This window comes from Lentibacter sp. (assembly GCF_965657785.1).
Classification (GTDB): domain Bacteria; phylum Pseudomonadota; class Alphaproteobacteria; order Rhodobacterales; family Rhodobacteraceae; genus Lentibacter.
Genome location: NZ_CBFHPP010000009.1, coordinates 59,766 through 78,551, shown reverse-complemented (window position 1 = coordinate 78,551; position 18,786 = coordinate 59,766). Strand labels below are relative to the sequence as shown.

Annotated in this window: 15 protein-coding genes; 11 read left to right on the top strand and 4 right to left on the bottom strand. The window is 58.0% G+C overall.

All coding sequences use genetic code 11. The features are described 5' to 3' along the window. Nucleotides 1–921 (bottom strand): 2Fe-2S iron-sulfur cluster-binding protein (locus ACTF58_RS07500; RefSeq protein WP_438991352.1); only part of this gene is annotated, 921 nt, incomplete at its 3' end. A gap of 573 nt (nucleotides 922–1,494) precedes the next feature. Between ACTF58_RS07500 and ACTF58_RS07495 the strand changes: the two genes are divergently transcribed. Together ACTF58_RS07495 and ACTF58_RS07490 are read left to right on the top strand one after the other, a co-directional pair. Next, nucleotides 1,495–2,316 (top strand): hypothetical protein, encoded by an 822-nt coding sequence (locus ACTF58_RS07495; RefSeq protein ID WP_438991351.1) that lies wholly within the window; start codon nucleotides 1,495–1,497, stop codon nucleotides 2,314–2,316. Continuing rightward, nucleotides 2,313–2,876, top strand: a complete 564-nt coding sequence (locus ACTF58_RS07490) for a hypothetical protein (RefSeq protein WP_438991350.1) — start codon at nucleotides 2,313–2,315, stop codon at nucleotides 2,874–2,876. Before ACTF58_RS07495 ends, ACTF58_RS07490 begins: the two co-directional genes overlap by 4 nt. Before the next feature lie 87 nt (nucleotides 2,877–2,963). Here ACTF58_RS07490 and speB read toward each other — a convergent pair whose 3' ends face one another. Further along, the gene (speB, locus tag ACTF58_RS07485) at nucleotides 2,964–3,920 is read right to left on the bottom strand and encodes an agmatinase (RefSeq protein WP_438991349.1); all 957 of its coding nucleotides are present in this window, start codon (nucleotides 3,918–3,920) and stop codon (nucleotides 2,964–2,966) included. Between the two features lie 130 nt (nucleotides 3,921–4,050). Between speB and ACTF58_RS07480 the strand changes: the two genes are divergently transcribed. The 4 genes from ACTF58_RS07480 to ACTF58_RS07465 all read left to right on the top strand — a co-directional run bounded on the left by ACTF58_RS07480 (nucleotide 4,051) and on the right by ACTF58_RS07465 (nucleotide 10,154). Next, entirely contained in the window at nucleotides 4,051–5,031 is a 981-nt protein-coding gene (locus tag ACTF58_RS07480) for a tellurium resistance protein (RefSeq protein WP_438991348.1), read from the top strand. Nucleotides 5,032–5,103: 72 nt separating this feature from the next. Next, a complete protein-coding gene (gene guaB / locus ACTF58_RS07475; protein WP_438991347.1) occupies nucleotides 5,104–6,555 on the top strand; it encodes an IMP dehydrogenase in 1,452 nt (483 codons plus the stop codon). Continuing rightward, a complete protein-coding gene (locus ACTF58_RS07470; RefSeq protein WP_438991346.1) occupies nucleotides 6,552–7,724 on the top strand; it encodes an RsmB/NOP family class I SAM-dependent RNA methyltransferase in 1,173 nt (390 codons plus the stop codon). The genes guaB and ACTF58_RS07470 overlap by 4 nt, the downstream gene beginning before the upstream one ends. A gap of 102 nt (nucleotides 7,725–7,826) precedes the next feature. Then, a complete protein-coding gene (locus ACTF58_RS07465) occupies nucleotides 7,827–10,154 on the top strand; it encodes an ATP-binding protein (RefSeq protein WP_438991345.1) in 2,328 nt (775 codons plus the stop codon). Here ACTF58_RS07465 and ACTF58_RS07460 read toward each other — a convergent pair. Beyond that, the gene (locus tag ACTF58_RS07460) at nucleotides 10,144–10,737 is read right to left on the bottom strand and encodes a gamma-glutamyl kinase (RefSeq protein WP_438991344.1); all 594 of its coding nucleotides are present in this window, start codon (nucleotides 10,735–10,737) and stop codon (nucleotides 10,144–10,146) included. The two genes, ACTF58_RS07465 and ACTF58_RS07460, sit on opposite strands and share 11 nt — an antisense overlap. Before the next feature lie 176 nt (nucleotides 10,738–10,913). Here ACTF58_RS07460 and recA point away from each other — a divergent pair, with 176 nt between their 5' ends. The 4 genes from recA to ACTF58_RS07440 all read left to right on the top strand — a co-directional run bounded on the left by recA (nucleotide 10,914) and on the right by ACTF58_RS07440 (nucleotide 15,662). After that, complete coding sequence (gene recA, locus ACTF58_RS07455) at nucleotides 10,914–11,996, top strand: recombinase RecA (RefSeq protein ID WP_438991343.1); 1,083 nt, start codon at nucleotides 10,914–10,916, stop codon at nucleotides 11,994–11,996. A gap of 122 nt (nucleotides 11,997–12,118) precedes the next feature. Next, nucleotides 12,119–14,791 carry an alanine--tRNA ligase gene (gene alaS / locus ACTF58_RS07450; protein ID WP_438991342.1) on the top strand — a complete coding sequence of 891 codons (2,673 nt, stop codon included), beginning with the start codon at nucleotides 12,119–12,121 and terminating at the stop codon, nucleotides 14,789–14,791. Nucleotide 14,792: 1 nt separating this feature from the next. Next, a complete protein-coding gene (locus tag ACTF58_RS07445; protein WP_438991341.1) occupies nucleotides 14,793–15,080 on the top strand; it encodes a DUF1330 domain-containing protein in 288 nt (95 codons plus the stop codon). A gap of 36 nt (nucleotides 15,081–15,116) precedes the next feature. Further along, nucleotides 15,117–15,662 carry a histidine phosphatase family protein gene (locus ACTF58_RS07440; RefSeq protein WP_438991340.1) on the top strand — a complete coding sequence of 182 codons (546 nt, stop codon included), beginning with the start codon at nucleotides 15,117–15,119 and terminating at the stop codon, nucleotides 15,660–15,662. Between the two features lie 57 nt (nucleotides 15,663–15,719). Here ACTF58_RS07440 and typA read toward each other — a convergent pair whose 3' ends face one another. Next, on the bottom strand, nucleotides 15,720–17,537 hold the full coding sequence (gene typA / locus ACTF58_RS07435; protein WP_438991339.1) for a translational GTPase TypA: 1,818 nt from the start codon (nucleotides 17,535–17,537) through the stop codon (nucleotides 15,720–15,722). An 83-nt stretch (nucleotides 17,538–17,620) separates the two neighbouring features. Here typA and ACTF58_RS07430 point away from each other — a divergent pair, with 83 nt between their 5' ends. Further along, nucleotides 17,621–18,766 (top strand): hypothetical protein, encoded by a 1,146-nt coding sequence (locus tag ACTF58_RS07430; RefSeq protein WP_438991338.1) that lies wholly within the window; start codon nucleotides 17,621–17,623, stop codon nucleotides 18,764–18,766. The last annotated feature ends 20 nt before the right edge of the window (nucleotides 18,767–18,786 follow it).

Here is an 18,786-nt window from a genome sequence, read left to right as displayed (position 1 = left end):
CGGGTTGCAGACGAAAACCGCGTCCATGATGAGGGCTCTGTCGATTTCGGCTTCGGAGGCGATTTGGGTGAAAAGGGCGTTCATTCCGTCGCGCACGGCGGTTGTCATTTCGGCGGCGCCGCCGGCGTTCATCATGGAGTAGCTGACGCGACTCATGAGGTCTTCGCCGAATCGAATCTGAGGATTCATCAGGCCCGAGGAGGCGACGACGTCGCCTGACTGGAGGTCGCAGAGGTGGGCGGCGATTGTTGTGGAGCCGAGGTCGACGGCGAGGCCGTAGATCGAGCCTTCGTAGTAGCCGGGCCAGACTTGCATGATGGAGGGGGCAGACTCGCTGTGGCCCTGATGGATGGCGACTGTGACCTTCCACGCGCCTTTGCGCAGGGCGCTTTGCAGGTGGGTGAGCACATGGGAATCGGCCTTTGGAACGTCCACATCCCACTGCGTTTTGAGGGCGTCGCGCAGGCGCTCAAGGTCGCCCGACGGCTCGTGCATATCCGGCTCGACCACATCAACATAATAGAGCTTAACCGTTGGATTCATTATAATATCCCGTGCCTCAGCCCGCTTGCGCACCACCTGTTTGTGGACCTGACTTTCGGGCGGGACGTCGATGACGACGTCGCCTTGGACGGTGGCTTGGCAGCCGAGACGGCGGCCCTTGGGGAGGCCGCGTTTGCTGTCGTAACGCTCCTCAACGGCGTTCCATTCGCTGAGCGCATTGTCGGCGACTGTGACACCGTGTTTGGAGAACTCGCCGTAGGAGGGGGTGATCTGACATTTGGAACAGATGCCACGGCCGCCACAAACAGAATCAAGATCGACGCCGAGCTGGCGGGCGGCTGTAAGTATTGGAGTTCCCACAGGAAAATTGCCGCGCTTGCCTGAAGGAGTGAAAACGACGAGGGGGTCTTTGGTCATGGGTTTACTGCCTGATTTTGTGGCCTTTGAGCGCAAGATAGTGCGCCAGACGGCAATGTATAGGGCAGGGAGCGGCAAAAAGCTGACTGGGAACGTCATATTTTATTTTCAGATTGCTTAACGCTGCGCAACCGCCCGTTAAGCTTTGGCCAAACGGGGAAAAACAGGGGGGTGAAAAGCGTGCACCACGCGTGCACCATGCGTGCACCGCCTGTTGAGGGGGCGTGTTAACGGAAAATTAGGTAATGGAGCGTTCGGTGGGGGGAGATAGATGTTTAGGATGAGGCGTACGCTATTCCAAGCCATAGCTGTCATTTGGTTGGAATGCTTGTACTGGGATCTTCCAGCCCTAAATTAAAAAAGGAACGGGTAGGTAGCAGGCCGAAATTTGGACAACGCAATACAAGCTATCGTAGATTAATTCCTTTTTGTTTGAACTGTTTCTAACAGTACTTGCCATCTTCTCCTTTGGGTTGCATTGTAGCTAAGGTAAAAGCGGTAGAGTTATTTAATATGCAAATTGGTCTACGGATTTATAAGGTCCAAGTTTATCAGAATCACAAAGCGCAAGTTTTGACATCCGACAAAGGCCCGGCAGACATTCTCCATTTCATTAGGAACTGTTGTTCAGCTTTTTCGAAAAAACCGCTTGATGATGGGGAGGCCAAAATTGTCCGATTTGAGCCGAGCGCTGATTTTAAAAATAGCGCTCACGGCGTACTCAGATACGGCAAATATGGGTATGGATCGCAAGTAGAGGACAAAAACTCCGGCGTTCTTGAGCATACCCGAACTGTAGATCAAGCAGACATGATTCCACTATACTACCGGTTTTGGCTAGCCGAGGGTAAATCGTACGGTCTGGTAGGTCTCCAGTCTTTCGGTGGGCTTTCCTGTGTCGATATCGTAAACCGTGCTCTGGTAAATGCTCACAAAATGATGCACAAAGATTGGCAATTGACCATGACGAAAGTGATGCCGAACGACGTTGCGATATATGGTAACAAACCTGTTCGTTCTATTAAATTGGTTACCAAAAATACCGATCAAAATATTGTTGAAAGGGCTCTTCGCCCATCGGATGCTGATACCAAAATGGATGTTGAGCTTTTCTTGAGGGCTCGAGGGAAAGGCAGCTTCGGTAAGCTGAAAGACCTCAGTGATAAGATAGGGGGTCATATGGAGATCGGGGATATGGAATTCTCTGGTGCTTATGCAAATGTAAAAGTCGGATCGTCTTTTAAGAAGATTGGTGTGGTGGGGGTTGCAAGCACTGCTGGTGTAATTGATCTAACCGAAGACGTGGTCCTTGACGCAAACAATCATCCAACCTTAAAGAGTGTTTCGGATGAAACGACCCGTCATATAGTTGATTTTGCAAAGATGTTGGGATGAAAGGCAGACTAAACATAATCTGCATTTTTCAGGACTTTTGGGCAGCCTTACTTCGGGATTTACAACGAACTCAGATTCTGTTTGCTGTTTTGTCTTTTTTTGTTGTTCCTCTGGGAGTTGGCCTGGTCGCACATGAGTTCTCCGTTCAAATCCCTAGCGAACAATTTTCTTCTTTAATTTCGGTTTATGCAATTTTCTCAGCGCTTCTTTTCGGAGCGCAAATTTCTGCCTTTTCCATCTTCCGAAGCCTGACTGAGTTTCAGATTTCAAGAGTTAAGAGGCATGAGGAAGATAAAGTACTTAGGGCTTCAATCGAAGCTGATGCAGCAGAAAAGATGTCCAATTTAAAGTTGGCGTTCAAAGACATTAACTCAAATATTTCCTATTTGATAATGACAGCAGTAGTGCTGTTGAGCATTTTGATACTCTTTGCTGTAATTGAAGCCGCAAATGTGTTCTTTAGCTCGGTGGTTGTTTCTCTCACGGTACATCTGGTGCTAGTACTCACCATGGTAGTCAAGCAGTGTCACCTAATTTTCAATGCCGCTTACACGGGCTGAATTTTCACTACCTCAGCTTAGTCAAACCAACGCGCAGAGGATGAGGGTGGATGCAGTACTGCAAAATAGCTTCCCCCCAACAGCCCGTCACCCCTTCCGCGCCTCAAACACAAACCCCAGCAAATTAAGCAGGACCTGCGCGGCGAGGATGCTTGTGCTGTCTGAATGGTCGTAGTCGGGGGCGACTTCGACGAGGTCTATGCCGACGATCTCGTGGGTTTGGGCGACGTGTTGCAGGAGCTCCAGCACTTCGTAGTAGAGGAAGCCGCCGTGGCTTGGTGTGCCTGTGCCCGGCGCGATGGAGGGGCAGAAGGCGTCGATATCAAGGGTGATGTAGACGCGGGCGTCTGGCGGGATGCGTTTGGCTGTGGCCTCGGGGCCGAGTTTGCGCATCTGGCGCACGGAGAGGATATCGCTGCCCATGTCGCGGGCGGCCTCGTAGCCTTCTTGGGTCGTGGAGCTGACATTGCGGATGCCGACTTGGGTCAGCCCCGTGACATAGGGCTTTTCGGCGGCGCGGCGCATCGGGTTGCCGTGGCCATTGCGAACGCCGTGGCGGGTATCGACGAAATCAAGGTGGGCGTCGATCTGGAGGATGTGGATATCGCCTTGGCCCTCGAAAGCATTGATGCAGGGGATGTTGACGGAGTGATCGCCGCCTATCACCACAGGGAGCGCGCCAGCGGCAAGGGCGGCGCGCACGCCTGTCTCTATGTTGGCGTGGCTTTGGCTCGTGTCGGTGTGGACGATATCTGCGTCGCCCATATCGACAATGCGCACATCGCCTGTGAGGTAGGTTGTGTCGTCCTCGTGGTCATATGCGCCTGCGTGGCCGAAAGAGAAGAGCGTGGAGGCCTCGCGCACCGAGCGGGGGCCGAAGCGTGCGCCTGCGCGATACTGTGTGCCCGCATCAAAGGGCGCGCCGAGCACGGCGACATCGGCGTCAAGCGCGCTCCAGTCGGGGGCGTAGGGGCGCTTGGCGAAGGTGGCTATCCCGACGAAGGGGAGGTTGAGGCGGCCTGTGTCGTAGCTGTTCTTGGTCATGCTGAGCTCCTGTCGTTTGGGCGCAGAGTGCTGCGGGCGTGCGCGATTGGCAAGGGCTGCGACATTGTTTGTCTTGGGTTTGGCGCGCGAAGGGCGTATGGCTTGGTAAATATGCTGTAAGGGGAATGTGATGCGTTCAAAAACGGGCTTTGGCGAGCAGACGCCACCCGCGATTTTCTCACTGATTTTGGGGATGTTCGGGCTTTCGCTGGCGTGGCGGGCGGCGGCGCATATTTCGGTTGTGCCTGCGGGGATATCGGAGGCGCTTTTGGGCGCTGTGCTGATTGTTTTTGTCATTGCTGCCGTGGCTTACGGGCGCAAGTTCGGGCGGCGTTTTGGCGTCTTGGTGGAAGATGCGCGGATTTTGCCCGGGCGTGGCGGGCTGGCGGCCTTTGGCGTTTGTTTTGCCAGTCTGGCGGCGGGGCTTGTGCCGATTGCGCCTGAGTGGGCCGAGCGCATCCTGTATCTGGCGTTGGCTGTGCAAGGCGGGATGGCACTTTTGGTGATTTATGTGCTGTTGAGCGGGCCGAAAGAGCAGCGGCAGGTGACGCCGCTGTGGCACCTGAGCTTTGTCGGGTTTATTGTGGCGGCGGTCTCGGCTGTGGCCCTTGGCAAATACGGGCTGGCGGAGGCTATTTTCGGGGCGACGCTGGCGGCTGCGCTTGTGATTTGGGCGGTGAGCGCTGTGCAGCTGCTGCGCCATGTGCCGTCTGCGCCTTTGCGCCCTATGCTGGCGATTCATCTTGCGCCGGCCTCTCTCTTTGTGATCGTGGCTTTAGGCTTTCCTGCGGCGGATTACCCTCTCATGGCGCTTCTGGCGCGGGTGTTTGCGGTTTTGGCCTGTCTGATCCTGCTGGGGCTGCTTGTCTCGCTTAAGAGCCTGCTTGAAGCGGGGTTTAGCCCGATGTGGGCGTCCTTCACCTTTCCGTTGACGGCTTTTGCCACGGCGATGCTAAGCCTTGCGGGGCAAACAGGCGGCGTGGTCGAGCGGCTCATTGGCGGGGTTGCTCTCGTCGCGGCGAGCAGCCTTGTGCCTTATATTGCCGTGAAAGTGATCCGAATGTGGATGACAGGGCAGCTGGCGCTCAAGACCAACGCGGCGAAAGCGTGAGTTTGGTCTTTCCCTTTTCAGCAAGGCGTGAAATAGGGAGGCGTCAAACGAACCCTACTTTGGAGATGTCCTATGGAGATTCGTGAGGCGCTGACCTTCGATGATGTTTTACTTGTTCCTGCAGCTTCGAGCGTATTGCCGAGCACCGCAGACACGCGCACATTTGTGACGCGCGCCATTGCCATGAACATACCGCTGCTCAGCTCGGCGATGGACACTGTGACCGAGGCGCGCATGGCGATTGCCATGGCGCAGGCGGGGGGCATTGGCGTTGTTCACAAGAACCTGAGTGTGGAGGAGCAGGCGCGCGAAGTGCGCCGTGTGAAGCGCTTTGAGAGCGGGATTGTTTACAACCCTGTGACACTCAAAGTGAACCAGACGCTGGCTGACGCCAAGGCGCTGGTGGAGCGCTATAACTTCACAGGCTTTCCAGTGGTGGATGAGCGCGGCCATGTTGTGGGTATTTTGACAAACCGCGATATGCGCTTTGCAAGCTCTGACGACACGCCTGTGCACGCGATGATGACATCGGACAACCTCGCGATGCTGGCCGAGCCAGCCGAGCTTGAGGAGGCCAAGAGCCTGATGCGCGCACGGCGGATCGAGAAGCTTCTGGTGCATGATGGCAAGGGCAAGCTGACAGGGCTTTTGACCCTGAAAGACACCGAGCAGGCTGTGCTCAACCCGACGGCTTGCAAGGACGAGCTGGGGCGCTTGCGCGTCGCGGCGGCGACAAATGTCGGCGAGAGTGGCTTTGAGCGCACCGAGGCGCTTGTGGATGCGGGCTGTGATATCGTTGTTGTGGATACGGCGCATGGGCACTCGGAAGGCGTGATCGAGGCTGTGAAGCGGGCCAAGGCGCTTTCCAGCACATTGCAAGTGATTGCGGGCAATGTCGCGACAGGCGCGGCCACGCGCGCGTTGATTGATGCGGGGGCGGATGCTGTCAAAGTCGGGATCGGGCCGGGGAGCATTTGCACCACGCGGATGGTGGCCGGCGTCGGCGTTCCGCAGCTTACGGCAATTATGGATTGTGCCCAAGCGGCGGGCGATGTGCCTGTGATTGCGGACGGTGGCATCAAGTTCTCTGGCGATTTTGCCAAGGCGATTGCGGCAGGGGCCTCCTGTGCGATGGTTGGCAGCATGATTGCGGGAACAGACGAAAGCCCCGGCGAAGTGATCCTCTATCAAGGCCGTTCGTTCAAGTCTTATCGCGGGATGGGCAGCCTTGGCGCCATGGCGCGCGGCTCGGCGGACCGCTATTTCCAGAAGGATGCGGCCAGCGACAAGCTTGTGCCTGAAGGCATTGAGGGGCAGGTGCCGTATAAAGGCAGCGCCAGCGCGGTTGTGCACCAGCTTGTGGGCGGCTTGCGCGCGGCGATGGGCTACACGGGCAATGCAACCGTGGCAGAGATGCGCAGCCAGTGTGATTTTGTGAAGATCACCGGCGCGGGGCTGAAGGAAAGCCATGTGCATGATGTTCAGATCACACGCGAATCTCCAAATTATCGGATCGGCTCATGACACCAGCAGCACGGGTGGCCGCGGCCGCAGACATTCTTGACGGGATCCTTGGCGGCGCGCCTGCGGAAAAAGCGCTCACGGGGTGGGCGCGCGGAAGCCGCTATGCGGGGTCAAAAGACCGTGCGGCTGTGCGCGACCATGTCTTTCAGGCCTTGCGCTGTCTGCGCTCTTACGCGGCCCTTGGCGGCGGCGAGGAGACGACGGGGCGCAGTCTGATGCTCGGTGCGATGCGCGCAGAAGGCGCTGATCTTGATGTGATTTTCTCGGGCGAGGGCCATGCGCCAGCACCCCTGAGCGAGGAAGAGCTTGCGGGCGGACGCGCGCCTGAGGCGGGGGCTGAGGCCTGTGATATGCCCGAGTGGCTCTGGCCTGCGCTTGAGGCGGCTTTGGGCGATGCGGCAGCTGACGAAGCCAGCCTGATGCGCGAGCGGGCGGATGTGTTTTTGCGGGTCAATCCGCTCTATGGCACTGTTGCTGAGGCGCAGGCCGCTCTGGCGGAAGAGGGCGTTGTCAGCGAGGTGCACCCTTTGTCGCCGATGGCTTTGAAAGTGCTTGAAGGCGCGCGGCGTGTGCGCTTGAGCCATGCGTTTGAAGACGGTTTGGTCGAGCTTCAGGACGCGGCGAGCCAAGCTGTTGTGGACTGGCTGCCGCTTGATGGCGCGCAAACCGTGCTGGATTATTGCGCGGGCGGTGGCGGCAAGAGCCTTGCGATTGCGGCGCGCTCAGATGCCAAGATTGTGGCGAGTGATATTGCGCCCGAGCGGATGAAAGATCTGCCGGAGCGTGCCACCCGTGCGGGGGCGAGCATTGTTGTGAAATCACTTGAAGATCTTTCGACAGATGATTGTTTTGATTTTGTTTTATGTGATGCGCCTTGCTCTGGCTCTGGCGCTTGGCGGCGCTCGCCAGCGGGCAAATGGCAGCTGAGCGAGGACAGCCTTGCGGCGCTTTGTGACACGCAAGTCGAGGTCTTAAAGGCGGCGTCTGGACACGTCGCGGAGGGCGGACAGCTGGCTTATGTGACCTGCTCACTGTTGGGCGTGGAAAACGAGGATGTTGTGGCGCGGTTTCAGGCGCTTGCGCCTGAGTGGCACTGCACGGTGCAAAAGCGCTGGTTGCCGTCTGACGGCGGAGACGGCTTTTTTGGCGCTATTTTTGCGCGAAAATAGTGAGCTAGACACACTTTAAACGTGAAATTCAATCCGTTGGGTCTTAATCTTGGGTTAACCTCTTTGGCATAGTCTTGTGTCAAACCCTGATTGGAGCCCGTTTTGAGCTACGCCGCCTTTCCGCCTGAGACCGTGACAAGACCGTTTGCACGGCTGTTGCCGCGCGCGGGTGTGCTTGGCCTTTTGGGTCTTTTGGCCTTTATGGTTGCGGGGGCGGCACCGTCAGAACCGATACAGCTCGGGGCCGCAGTTGCGGGAACAAGTCTGCTTTGCTTAACGCTTGTGAGCCTTGTCCATTGGGGCAGGCTCCGCCGCAATCGGGCGCAGGGGCTTGTGACGATTGCGGGGTTTGTCGAGCATGATGCGGCGGCCTGCCTTGTGGCCGATGAGGCCGGCGAAATTCTTTATCGCAATGCGGCGGCTGAGGCCAAATTTAAACTTGCGCCTGTCACGATCGAGGCGGCGTTATCCACAATTGTGACGCATCCTCTGGGGCTTGTGGCGCGTCTTTACATGAAGGCGTCCCAGTCGGGGGCGGCGCGCGAAGATGTGTTGGCGCGCGATGAGCATTTGCGGCTGTCGTGCCATCCTTTGCCTCATGGCGGCGCGCTTTGGCGGCTTGAGGAGTTGCCTGCTGCACAAAATACGGTGGCGCTCAACGCGACATCTGATCTGCCGGTTCTGGTGGTCGGGCGGCAGGACACGGTCTTGTTTATGAACGAGGCTGCGCGGCGGTTTTTTGGCGAAAGAGTGAAATCGCTTGACCGCATCATTCCGAATTTGCCGTTGAAGCTAAACCGTTTGCAGGCCGTTCTGGCGGACAGCGGCAAGGTGCATTGTGTGATCCGCGAGCTGAGCGCGGGGGTCGGGCGGCGCGAGCTTGCCTTTGTGCCGACTGAGGAGGCTTTGGTCGAGCTGCCCGAAAGCCAGCGGTTTTTTGATGCGCTGCCAGTGCCGCTTCTGAAGCTGTCACCTGAGGGCGCAATCACCGAGACCAACAAAATGGCGCGCGATCTTTTGGGGCGCGATGACCTTGTGGGGCAAAGTCTTGGCGCTGTTCTGGAGGGGTTGGGACGCTCGATCAACGATTGGTTGCAAGATACGATTTTGGGACGGGTCAGCCGCCAATCGGAGTTTTTGAAGGTGCGGCGTGGCGATGCGGATGCTTTTGTCCAAGTCACGCTCAAGCCCGCGCGAGAGGGCGAGACGCCTGTTCTTGTGGCTGTCTTGAATGATGCTACGGAGCTAAAAACGCTTGAAGCGCAATTTGTGCAGAGCCAGAAAATGCAGGCGATCGGGCAACTTGCGGGCGGGGTTGCGCATGATTTCAACAATCTGCTAACGGCGATCACGGGGCATTGCGATCTTTTGATGCACCGCCGCACAGAAGGCGACCCCGACTTTGCCGATCTGGAACAGATTGCGCAGAACGCAAATAGGGCCGCCGCCCTTGTGAGCCAGCTGCTGGCCTTTTCGCGCAAGCAAACGCTGCGCCCGCAAACGATTGATGTGCAAGAAACCCTGTCGGATTTGACGCATCTTCTCAACAGGCTCGTGGGCGAGACGGTCCAGCTGGAATTTGAGCATTCAACGGGGCATCAGACCATCCGTGCCGACAAGCGCCAGATCGAACAGGTGGTTATGAACCTTGTGGTCAATGCGCGCGACGCAATGCCCAAGGGCGGGATTGTCAAAATCCGAACCGAGGCGCTTAATTTGCAAAAGCCGATGCAGCGGGACCGCGCCGAAGTTCCGCCTGGGTCTTATGTTTCCATTCAGGTGATTGATCAGGGAACAGGCATCCCGTCAGACAAGTTGCAGAAAATTTTTGAACCCTTCTTTACCACAAAACGCACGGGCGAGGGCACAGGGCTTGGCCTTTCGACGGCTTACGGCATTGTGAAGCAGACGGGCGGATTTATTTTTGCGGACAGCGAAGTCGGGCAGGGCAGCACCTTTACGCTGATCTTGCCAACATTTGCTCTGGGCGAACCCGAGGTGCAGGCGGCCGCTGAGGTGCCTGTCTTGCAGCAAGAGGAAATTATCAGCTCTGTTGTTCTTTTGGTGGAAGATGAGGCGCCTGTCCGTGCCTTTGCCTCGCGGGCGCTCAAGCTGAAGGGGTTTACTGTTTTGGAGGCGGGCAGCGGCGAAGAAGCGCTCGATATTGTGCGCGATACCAACCTGCAAATCGACTTGTTTGTCACCGATGTGATTATGCCTGGTCTGAAGGGGCCGGAGTGGGTCGCGCTGGCGCGCGCGCTGCGGGGGGATGTGAGAGTTGTTTTTGTCTCGGGCTATGCCGAAGATGTGTTTAGTGACAACGGCCTTGAAGTTTCAAACTCGGCGTTTTTGCAAAAACCGTTTTCTCTCGTCGAGCTGGCAGAAACGGTCCAGCGGGCTTTGGCTCTGCCTGAGCCGGTCAGGGAATAGAGGCCCAGAGCGCAAAATCTTCCGCGCAGCTGGTTTTGAGGCGTAGCTCAAGCTCTGCGGGCAAGTCGAGATCGCGCGCGGGGGAGACATTGACCTTGGGCAATTTGATCTCAAGCTCAAGGCGGGCCTCAAGGTAGCTTATGTAGCTGTCGAGCGCTTCATATTTGAACAGCCGTGTGATCGCGGTTCCGTTGGGGCGCGGCTCGACAAATTTCGACTGCGCGCCGACATTGGCATAGGCGGGGCGCTCGGGGGCAAGGTAGCCCTCGACGAATTGGGCAAAGCTGAGGCCCTCGGTCGAGACGGGCCGCCCCGACAGGAAAGGGCGCTGGCGATACCGATACCAGCTGCCAAGCCAGCTCACAGGCTCGCGCACAACGGCCAAAGTCTCGACATCGTCGCCAATGAACTTCTCCACCATGGGCCGCAGGAAGCGGTTGTAACGATAGACGGGGCTGTGTTTCAGCTCTGGAGGATCAAGCAGGGCAATGGCGGCATGGGGCGCGAGCACGGTTTCTATTGCGGTTGTGCCTGTTTTGGGCACCGAAAACAGCACCAGTTTGGCCTTTGAAAAAATCAACATCACGCACCCTTTAGAGCTGTTTGCTTTTGTAAACTACTCCTTAACATCTTTGGAGAACAGTGAGGGTGTGGAAAATTTGTGTTGAAATGTTCTCATTTTGGTCACATAAAGAACATAAGTAGAACATTTGCAGTGATTGCCGCCTTGGGCGGGGTGTGAAATAAGGAAGCATAACAATGGCAACGGCAGACCTTTTAGACATGAAAAACAAGCGCGACGCAGACAAGCAAAAGGCACTCGACAGCGCCTTAGCACAGATCGAACGACAGTTCGGTAAAGGCTCCATCATGAAAATGGGGAGCGAAAACGCTATTCAGCAGATCGAGTCGACCTCGACGGGGTCGATCGGGCTGGATATTGCGCTTGGCATTGGCGGCCTGCCCAAGGGACGGATTGTCGAGATTTATGGCCCTGAAAGCTCAGGAAAAACCACTTTGACGCTGCATTGTGTGGCCGAAGAGCAGAAAAAAGGCGGCGTCGCGGCCTTTGTGGACGCCGAGCACGCGCTTGACCCGCAATACGCCAAGAAGCTTGGCGTTGATCTTGACGAGCTTCTGATTTCGCAGCCTGACACAGGCGAGCAGGCGCTTGAGATTATCGACACGCTGGTGCGCTCGGGGGCTGTGAGCCTTGTGGTGGTTGATTCGGTTGCGGCGCTGACGCCGAAATCGGAGCTTGAGGGCGAAATGGGCGATTCGAGTGTGGGCGTTCATGCCCGCTTGATGAGCAAAGCGATGCGCAAGCTGACTGGCTCGATTTCGCGCTCAAACTGTATGGTGATTTTTATCAACCAGATCCGGATGAAAATCGGCGTGATGTTTGGCAGCCCCGAGACGACAACTGGCGGCAATGCGCTCAAGTTTTATAGTTCGGTGCGTTTGGACATCCGCCGCATCGGCTCGCTGAAGGACCGCGACGAAGTTGTGGGCAACCAGACGCGTGTCAAAATCGTCAAGAACAAGGTGGCACCGCCGTTCAAGCAAGTCGAGTTTGACATTATGTATGGCGAGGGGATTTCCAAGACAGGCGAGCTGCTTGACCTCGGGGTGAACCTCGGGATTGTCCAGAAATCGGGCGCATGGTTTAGCTATGGCGACGAGCGCATCGGGCAGGGCAAGGAAAACTCGCGCCAGTTTTTGAAAGACAATCCGCATATTGCCTATGATATCGAAGATAAGATCCGTGCGGCGCATGGGCTCGACTTTGACGACGAAAAGCCGTCAAAAGCCGACGATAATGAGGATATTCTCGAAGCCTGAGCGGTTTGAGAACGGAAGACAAGCGCGCCAGAGCGGGAGACTGCTCTGGCGCTTTTTGTCATGTGGACATGAGCGGGCGTGGCGGCTAAACCGTGACGGATCACATCACGTCGGAACATGATATGCCAAGTTTGAACGAAATCCGCTCTACCTTTCTCAACTACTTTGCAAAGCAGGGGCATGAAGTTGTGGCCTCAAGCCCGCTTGTGCCACGCAATGACCCGACGCTGATGTTTGTCAACTCGGGGATGGTCCAGTTTAAGAACTTGTTCACGGGTGTTGAAACGCGCGATTACAACCGTGCGACGAGTGCCCAAAAATGTGTGCGCGCGGGCGGCAAGCATAACGATCTGGACAATGTCGGCTATACGGCGCGCCACCACACTTTTTTTGAGATGCTCGGCAACTTCAGCTTTGGCAATTACTTCAAAGAAGAGGCGATTAGCTATGCTTGGGAGCTGATCACCAAGGACTTCGGGATTGACAAGAACAAGCTGACCGTGACGGTCTATCACACGGATGATGAGGCCTTTGCGATCTGGAAGAAGATGGGGGTTCCCGAGGAGCGCATCATTCGGATTGCGACCTCTGACAACTATTGGCAGATGGGCCCGACGGGGCCGTGCGGGCCGTGCACCGAGATTTTTTATGACCACGGCGAGCATATTTGGGGCGGCCCTCCCGGCAGCCCGGAAGAAGACGGCGACCGCTTTATCGAGATATGGAACGTGGTTTTCATGCAGAACGAGCAGTTTGAGGACGGCACAATGCGCGACCTTGATATGCAGTCGATCGACACGGGCATGGGGCTTGAGCGGATTGGCGCGCTGCTTCAGGGCAGCCATGACAATTATGACACCGATCTTTTCAAGGCGCTGATCGAGGCCTCGGCCCATGCCACAGGGGTTGATCCTTATGGCGCGCAGAACGTGCATCACCGCGTGATTGCCGACCATTTGCGCTCGACGGCGTTTTTGATTGCGGATGGGGTTATGCCCTCTAATGACGGGCGCGGCTATGTTTTGCGCCGTATTATGCGCCGCGCGATGCGCCATGCGCATCTTTTGGGGGCGAAAGACCCTGTGATGCACCAGCTCGTGCCGTCGCTTGTGCGCCAGATGGGCGGGGCTTATGGCGAGCTGACGCACGCGCAGGCGATGATTGAAGAGACGTTTTTGCTGGAAGAGACGCGCTTTAAGCAAACGCTGGAACGCGGATTGAAGCTTCTGGATGATGAGGTTGCGCGGCTTGGCGAGGGCGTTGCGCTCTCTGGCGATGCGGCGTTCAAGCTTTATGACACCTTTGGCTTTCCGCTTGATTTGACGCAGGATGCGCTGCGCGAAAAGGGCCGCGACGTTGATGTTGCGGGTTTTGAGGCGGCGATGGCGGAACAAAAGGCCAAGGCGCGGGCGGCTTGGTCTGGCTCCGGCGATGCGGCGGACGCGAGCGTTTGGTTTGATATTGCCGATGATGCGGGTGTGACCGAATTCTTGGGCTATGACACCGAAGTGGCCGAGGGGCAGGTTCTTGCGCTTGTGGCGGATGGTGCGCGCGTCAAGACGCTTGGCGCGGGGCAGGAGGGCTGGGCAGTGCTCAATCAGACGCCGTTTTATGCAGAATCTGGCGGGCAGGTCGGCGACAGCGGCCTGATGCGCCGTTTGGAGAATATGGAACAGGTGAGCCGCGTGACGGACACGCGCAAGCACGCCGACGGCAAGATCTTTGGCCATATGATTGTGGCGGGTGCGGGCGGCCTCTCTGTTGGCGACACGGTGTCGCTTGAGGTGGAGCATGGGCGGCGCTCGGCAATCCGCGCCAACCATTCGGCAACACATCTTTTGCACGAGGCGCTCCGTTCGGCGCTTGGCGATCATGTGGCGCAGCGCGGCTCGCTCAATGCGGATGATCGTTTGCGCTTTGATTTTAGCCACTCCAAGGCGCTGGAACTCGACCAGATCAAGCAGGTTGAGGCGGATGTTAACGCCTATATCCGCCAGAATGCGCCTGTTGTGACGCGGGTTATGACGCCTGATGAGGCGCGCGAGCTGGGCGCGCAGGCGCTTTTTGGCGAGAAATACGGCGACGAAGTGCGCGTGGTGTCAATGGGCCATGAGAGCGGCTCGGGCAAGGGCAGTGACGGGCACACCTATTCGATCGAGCTGTGCGGCGGCACCCATGTGCGCCAGACGGGCGATATTGGCTTGTTTGTGGTGCTTGGCGACTCTGCTTCTAGTGCCGGTGTGCGCCGCATTGAGGCGCTGACGGGCAAGGCTGCGTTTGACTATCTGAGTGCGCAGGATGCGCGCGTGGCGGAGCTGGCGCTTGAGCTGAAGACGCCTGCGGCGGATGTGCCTGCGCGCGTCAAGGCGCTGATGGAGGAACGCCGCGCGCTGAGCAACGAGGTGGCGCAGCTGCGCCGCGAATTGGCGATGTCGGGTGGCGCGAAAGACGGCGGCGCAGAGGCGATTGAAATCAACGGGATAAAGCTTATTGCACAGGTGCTTTCGGGCGTCTCTGGCAAGGATCTGCCAGCGCTGATTGATGCGCATAAGGCGCAGCTTGGCTCTGGCGCTGTGCTTTTGATTGCCGATACGGGCGGTAAGGCGGCTGTGGCGGCGGGTGTCACCTCTGACCTGACGGATCGTGTGTCGGCGGTTGATCTTGTGAAGGCGGCTGTGCCCGAGCTTGGCGGCAAGGGCGGCGGTGGCCGTCCTGATATGGCGCAGGGCGGTGGCGCGGATGTCAGCAATGCCGAGGCCGCGATTGCGGCGGCGAAATCAGTATTGGAGGCTTGAGATGAAAGCACTTTGGATTGCTCATGTGACCGTCACGGACACGGAGGCTTATGGCAAATATGCCGAGCTGGCGGGGCCTGCGATTGCGGCGCATGGGGGCGTGTTTATCGCCCGTGGCGCGCGCTTTGTGCAGCTTGAAGGCAAGGAGCGGCCACGCAATGTTGTGGCAAAGTTCCCTACGCTTGAGGCGGCTGTCGAGTGCTACAACTCGCCAGCCTATCAGGAGGCCTTGAGCCACGCCAAAGGCGCATCCGAGCGCGAATTGATGGTTGTTGAAATCAGCGAATAACGGCATCCTCGCCCTAATCGGGTGAGGAGAGCTGTGATGCGTCGTATCTTTTGTCTGCTTTTGATGGTTTTGCCACTGCCGGCTGTGGCAGATGGCTGGTCGGCGCTTGAGCGGGAGGGCGCGATTGCGATTATGCGCCATGCGCTCGCGCCAGGCGGCGGTGATCCTGCTCAATTTGTCCTTGAGGATTGTGAAACGCAGCGCAATCTTGATGCGCGGGGCCGAGCTCAGGCGCGCGCAATCGGGGCAGAAATGCGCGCACGCGGCGTGACGTTTGACCGTGTTTTCACAAGCCAATGGTGCCGTTGTCGCGAAACGGCGGCTTTGATTGGGATGAGGCCCGCTGAGGACTTGCCATCGCTGAACTCGTTCTTTGGGGGACAAGGGGATCGCGTGGCTCAAACGGCCGCTACACTTGCGACCTTGGCTGCGCAAGACGCGCGCCTATTGCTGGTAACACATCAAGTTAATATCACGGCTCTGACGGGTGTTTTCCCAAAGTCAGGCGAGATTATTGTGGCGGAGCTTCACGCGGGGGCGTTGATGGTGACGGGGCGCATTTTGATTGATCCGCCCGAGTAAGAGCCATGGCATCGCCTCCAGAAAAAAGCCCCGCTCGAGTGAGCGGGGCTTTTTCTATTAGAGCTGCTTTGAGGCGCGTTTGCGCTCGTGCGGGTCAAGGAAGCGTTTGCGCAGGCGAATGCTCTCTGGGGTCACTTCAACGAGTTCGTCGTCGTTGATGTAAGCAATCGCTTCTTCAAGGCTCAGCGTGATCGGCGTCGTCAGGCGGACGGCTTCGTCTGTGCCTGAGGCGCGCACGTTGGTGAGCTTTTTGCCTTTGAGCGGGTTCACTTCCAGATCGTTTTCGCGGCTGTGCTCGCCAATGATCATGCCTTGGTAGATCTTGGTTTGCGCGCCAATGAACATTTTGCCACGCTCTTCAAGGTTCCAAAGGGCGTAGGCCACGGCCTCGCCGGCTTCCATCGAGATCAGAACACCTGCGCGGCGGCCCGGCATCGGGCCTTTGTGTGGCGCCCAGCCGTGGAACACGCGGTTCAGAACGCCTGTGCCGCGGGTGTCGGTGAGGAATTCGCCGTGATAGCCGATCAGGCCGCGCGAGGGGACATGAGCGATGATGCGGGTTTTGCCAGCACCTGCGGGGCGCATTTCAACGAGGTCGCCCTTGCGGCCGCCTGTCAGCTTTTCGATCACAACGCCTGAGTATTCGTCATCCACGTCGATTGTGGCTTCTTCGATTGGCTCAAGGGTTTTGCCATCTTCTTCGCGCAAAAGCACTTTGGGGCGGGAAATCCCGAGTTCAAAGCCTTCGCGGCGCATATTCTCGATGAGAACGCCCATCTGAAGCTCGCCACGGCCAGCCACTTCGAAGGCTTCGCCGCCGGGCGTGTCTGTGACTTTGATGGCGACGTTGCTTTCGGCTTCTTTCATCAGGCGGTCACGGATGACACGGCTCTGGACTTTTTTGCCTTCGCGGCCCGCCAGCGGGCTGTCGTTGATGCCGAAGGTCACTGTGATTGTGGGCGGATCAATCGGCTGTGCGGGCAGGGCTGTATCAACAGCGAGTGCGCAGATCGTGTCGGCCACTGTGGCTTTGGACATCCCTGCGATAGAGACGATATCGCCTGCGAGGGCCTCTTCGATGTCTTGTTGGGCAAGGCCACGGAAGGCCTGAATTTTGGTCACGCGGAACTGTTCGATCTTTTGACCGACACGCGAGAGCGCCTGAACGGTTGCGCCGACTTTGAGGCGTCCGCTTTCGACGCGGCCTGTCAGAACGCGGCCAACGAAGGCGTCTGCGCCGAGCGTTGTGGCGAGCATACTGAAGTCTTCATTTTGACGCGCGATCTGCTTTGGCGCAGGCACGTGATTGACGATCAGGTCAAACAAAGCCGAAAGGTCTTTGCGTGGCCCGTCAAGCTCGTGATCGGCCCAGCCGGAGCGGCCAGAGGCATACATATGCGGGAAGTCGAGCTGATCGTCATTCGCGTCAAGCGAGGCGAAGAGATCAAAGCATTCGTCCAGAGCGCGGTCGGGTTCGGCGTCTGTTTTGTCAACTTTGTTGAGGACAACGATGGGGCGCAGGCCGAGGGCAAGCGCCTTTGAGGTCACGAATTTGGTTTGTGGCATCGGGCCTTCGGCGGCGTCGACAAGCAGGACAACGCCGTCAACCATCGACAAGATGCGCTCGACTTCGCCGCCAAAGTCGGCGTGGCCGGGGGTGTCAACGATGTTGATGCGCATCCCTTTCCACTCGACTGAGGTCGGCTTGGCGAAGATGGTGATGCCGCGCTCGCGCTCGATGTCGTTGCTGTCCATGGCGCGCTCGGCCACGTCCTGATTGGCCCGAAACGCGCCGGACTGTTTCAGAAGTTCGTCCACGAGAGTTGTTTTGCCGTGGTCAACGTGGGCGATGATGGCGATATTGCGCAGGTCCATGATATGTCCTTGGGTTGTTCGTTGAGGGCCGATATACCGCGCGGAGGCGAAAGGCCAGTCAGAATAAGGGGCGGAGTGCATTTATGTCGCGTATGGGGCTTTATGAGCAGATAGATGCCGCTGTTGTGGGCGCTTTAACCGAGATCACGGGGCAGGAGGCCGCGTTTTTTCGCGGGCTTGGCGCTGTGGTGGCGAAAGATGCGTTGCATGGCGATGTCTCTGTGAACGCGGCGCTGGTGATGGCGCAGCGGCTTGGCCTTGCCCCGCGTGCGCTTGGGGCCGATCTGGCGCAGGCTTTAGGCAAGGTTGACGGCGTTGCCAGCGCGTCTGTGGCAGGGGCGGGGTTTGTCAATCTGCGGCTGGAGCAGGAATTTATCGCCGCGTCACTGAACAAGGCAGCGCTTTTGCCTTTGCCGCGGCGGGGCAGGCTGGCGGTGTGTTTGGAAGCCGCCGGGGACCTCCGCCAGCGCTGGAGCGCTGAGGCGGCGGCGGCTGTGGCGCGCGGGCTTGGGCTTGAGGTTGAGATATGCGCACCGGTTCCTGCCAGCGCGGCGGCCAAGGCGCAGCTTGTGCCCTTGATCGGCGTTGAGGCGGCCTATGGCGCGGCAACAGATCAGGAGCGTCAGGGGCTTGTCTCGACGTTTTCCCAGATCTGGGCGGCGTCAGAGACATATGAGGAGGTGACGCTCTTTGCCGCGATGGGCGGTGGCTTTCGGGCGGGGCTTTATGAGGCCGCCTTGGGCACCCGAGCGCGCTTGCGTTGCACAGCACTTGCGGCGGCGGATGTGCCCGCGCTTGCGGGGGAGGAGGCCGAGCTGGCGCGGCTTTATGTGCTCTGTCATCGCGCCGAGCGGGGGCTTGATCTGACGGGGCGGGCCTATGCGCAACCCGAGCTTGGGAACCCTGCGTTTTTGCTGCATTATGCGGCGTCAAAGCTTTCGTCGCTCAGAGGCGCTGGCGCTGTCGAAGCGTGGGATCAGGCGACGCGGGATCTGGCGCTTTGGGTGGCTGATTATGGCAGGGTGTTGCAGCTTGCGCATGAGTTGGCAGCGCCGCAGCGCTTGGCGCTTTATCTCTGTGATCTTGCGCGTTTGCTTCTGGGCGCACAAAAGGCGGCGCAGGACCGTGGCGAAAAAACCATTTGCCCCACGGTTATTGACGCCTGCGAAGTTGTGTTTTCCAGCGGATTCGCTATTGTCGGGACCAAGGCGCTGGATGAAATCACCTGAAGAGTGAGGCTGGCGGCAAG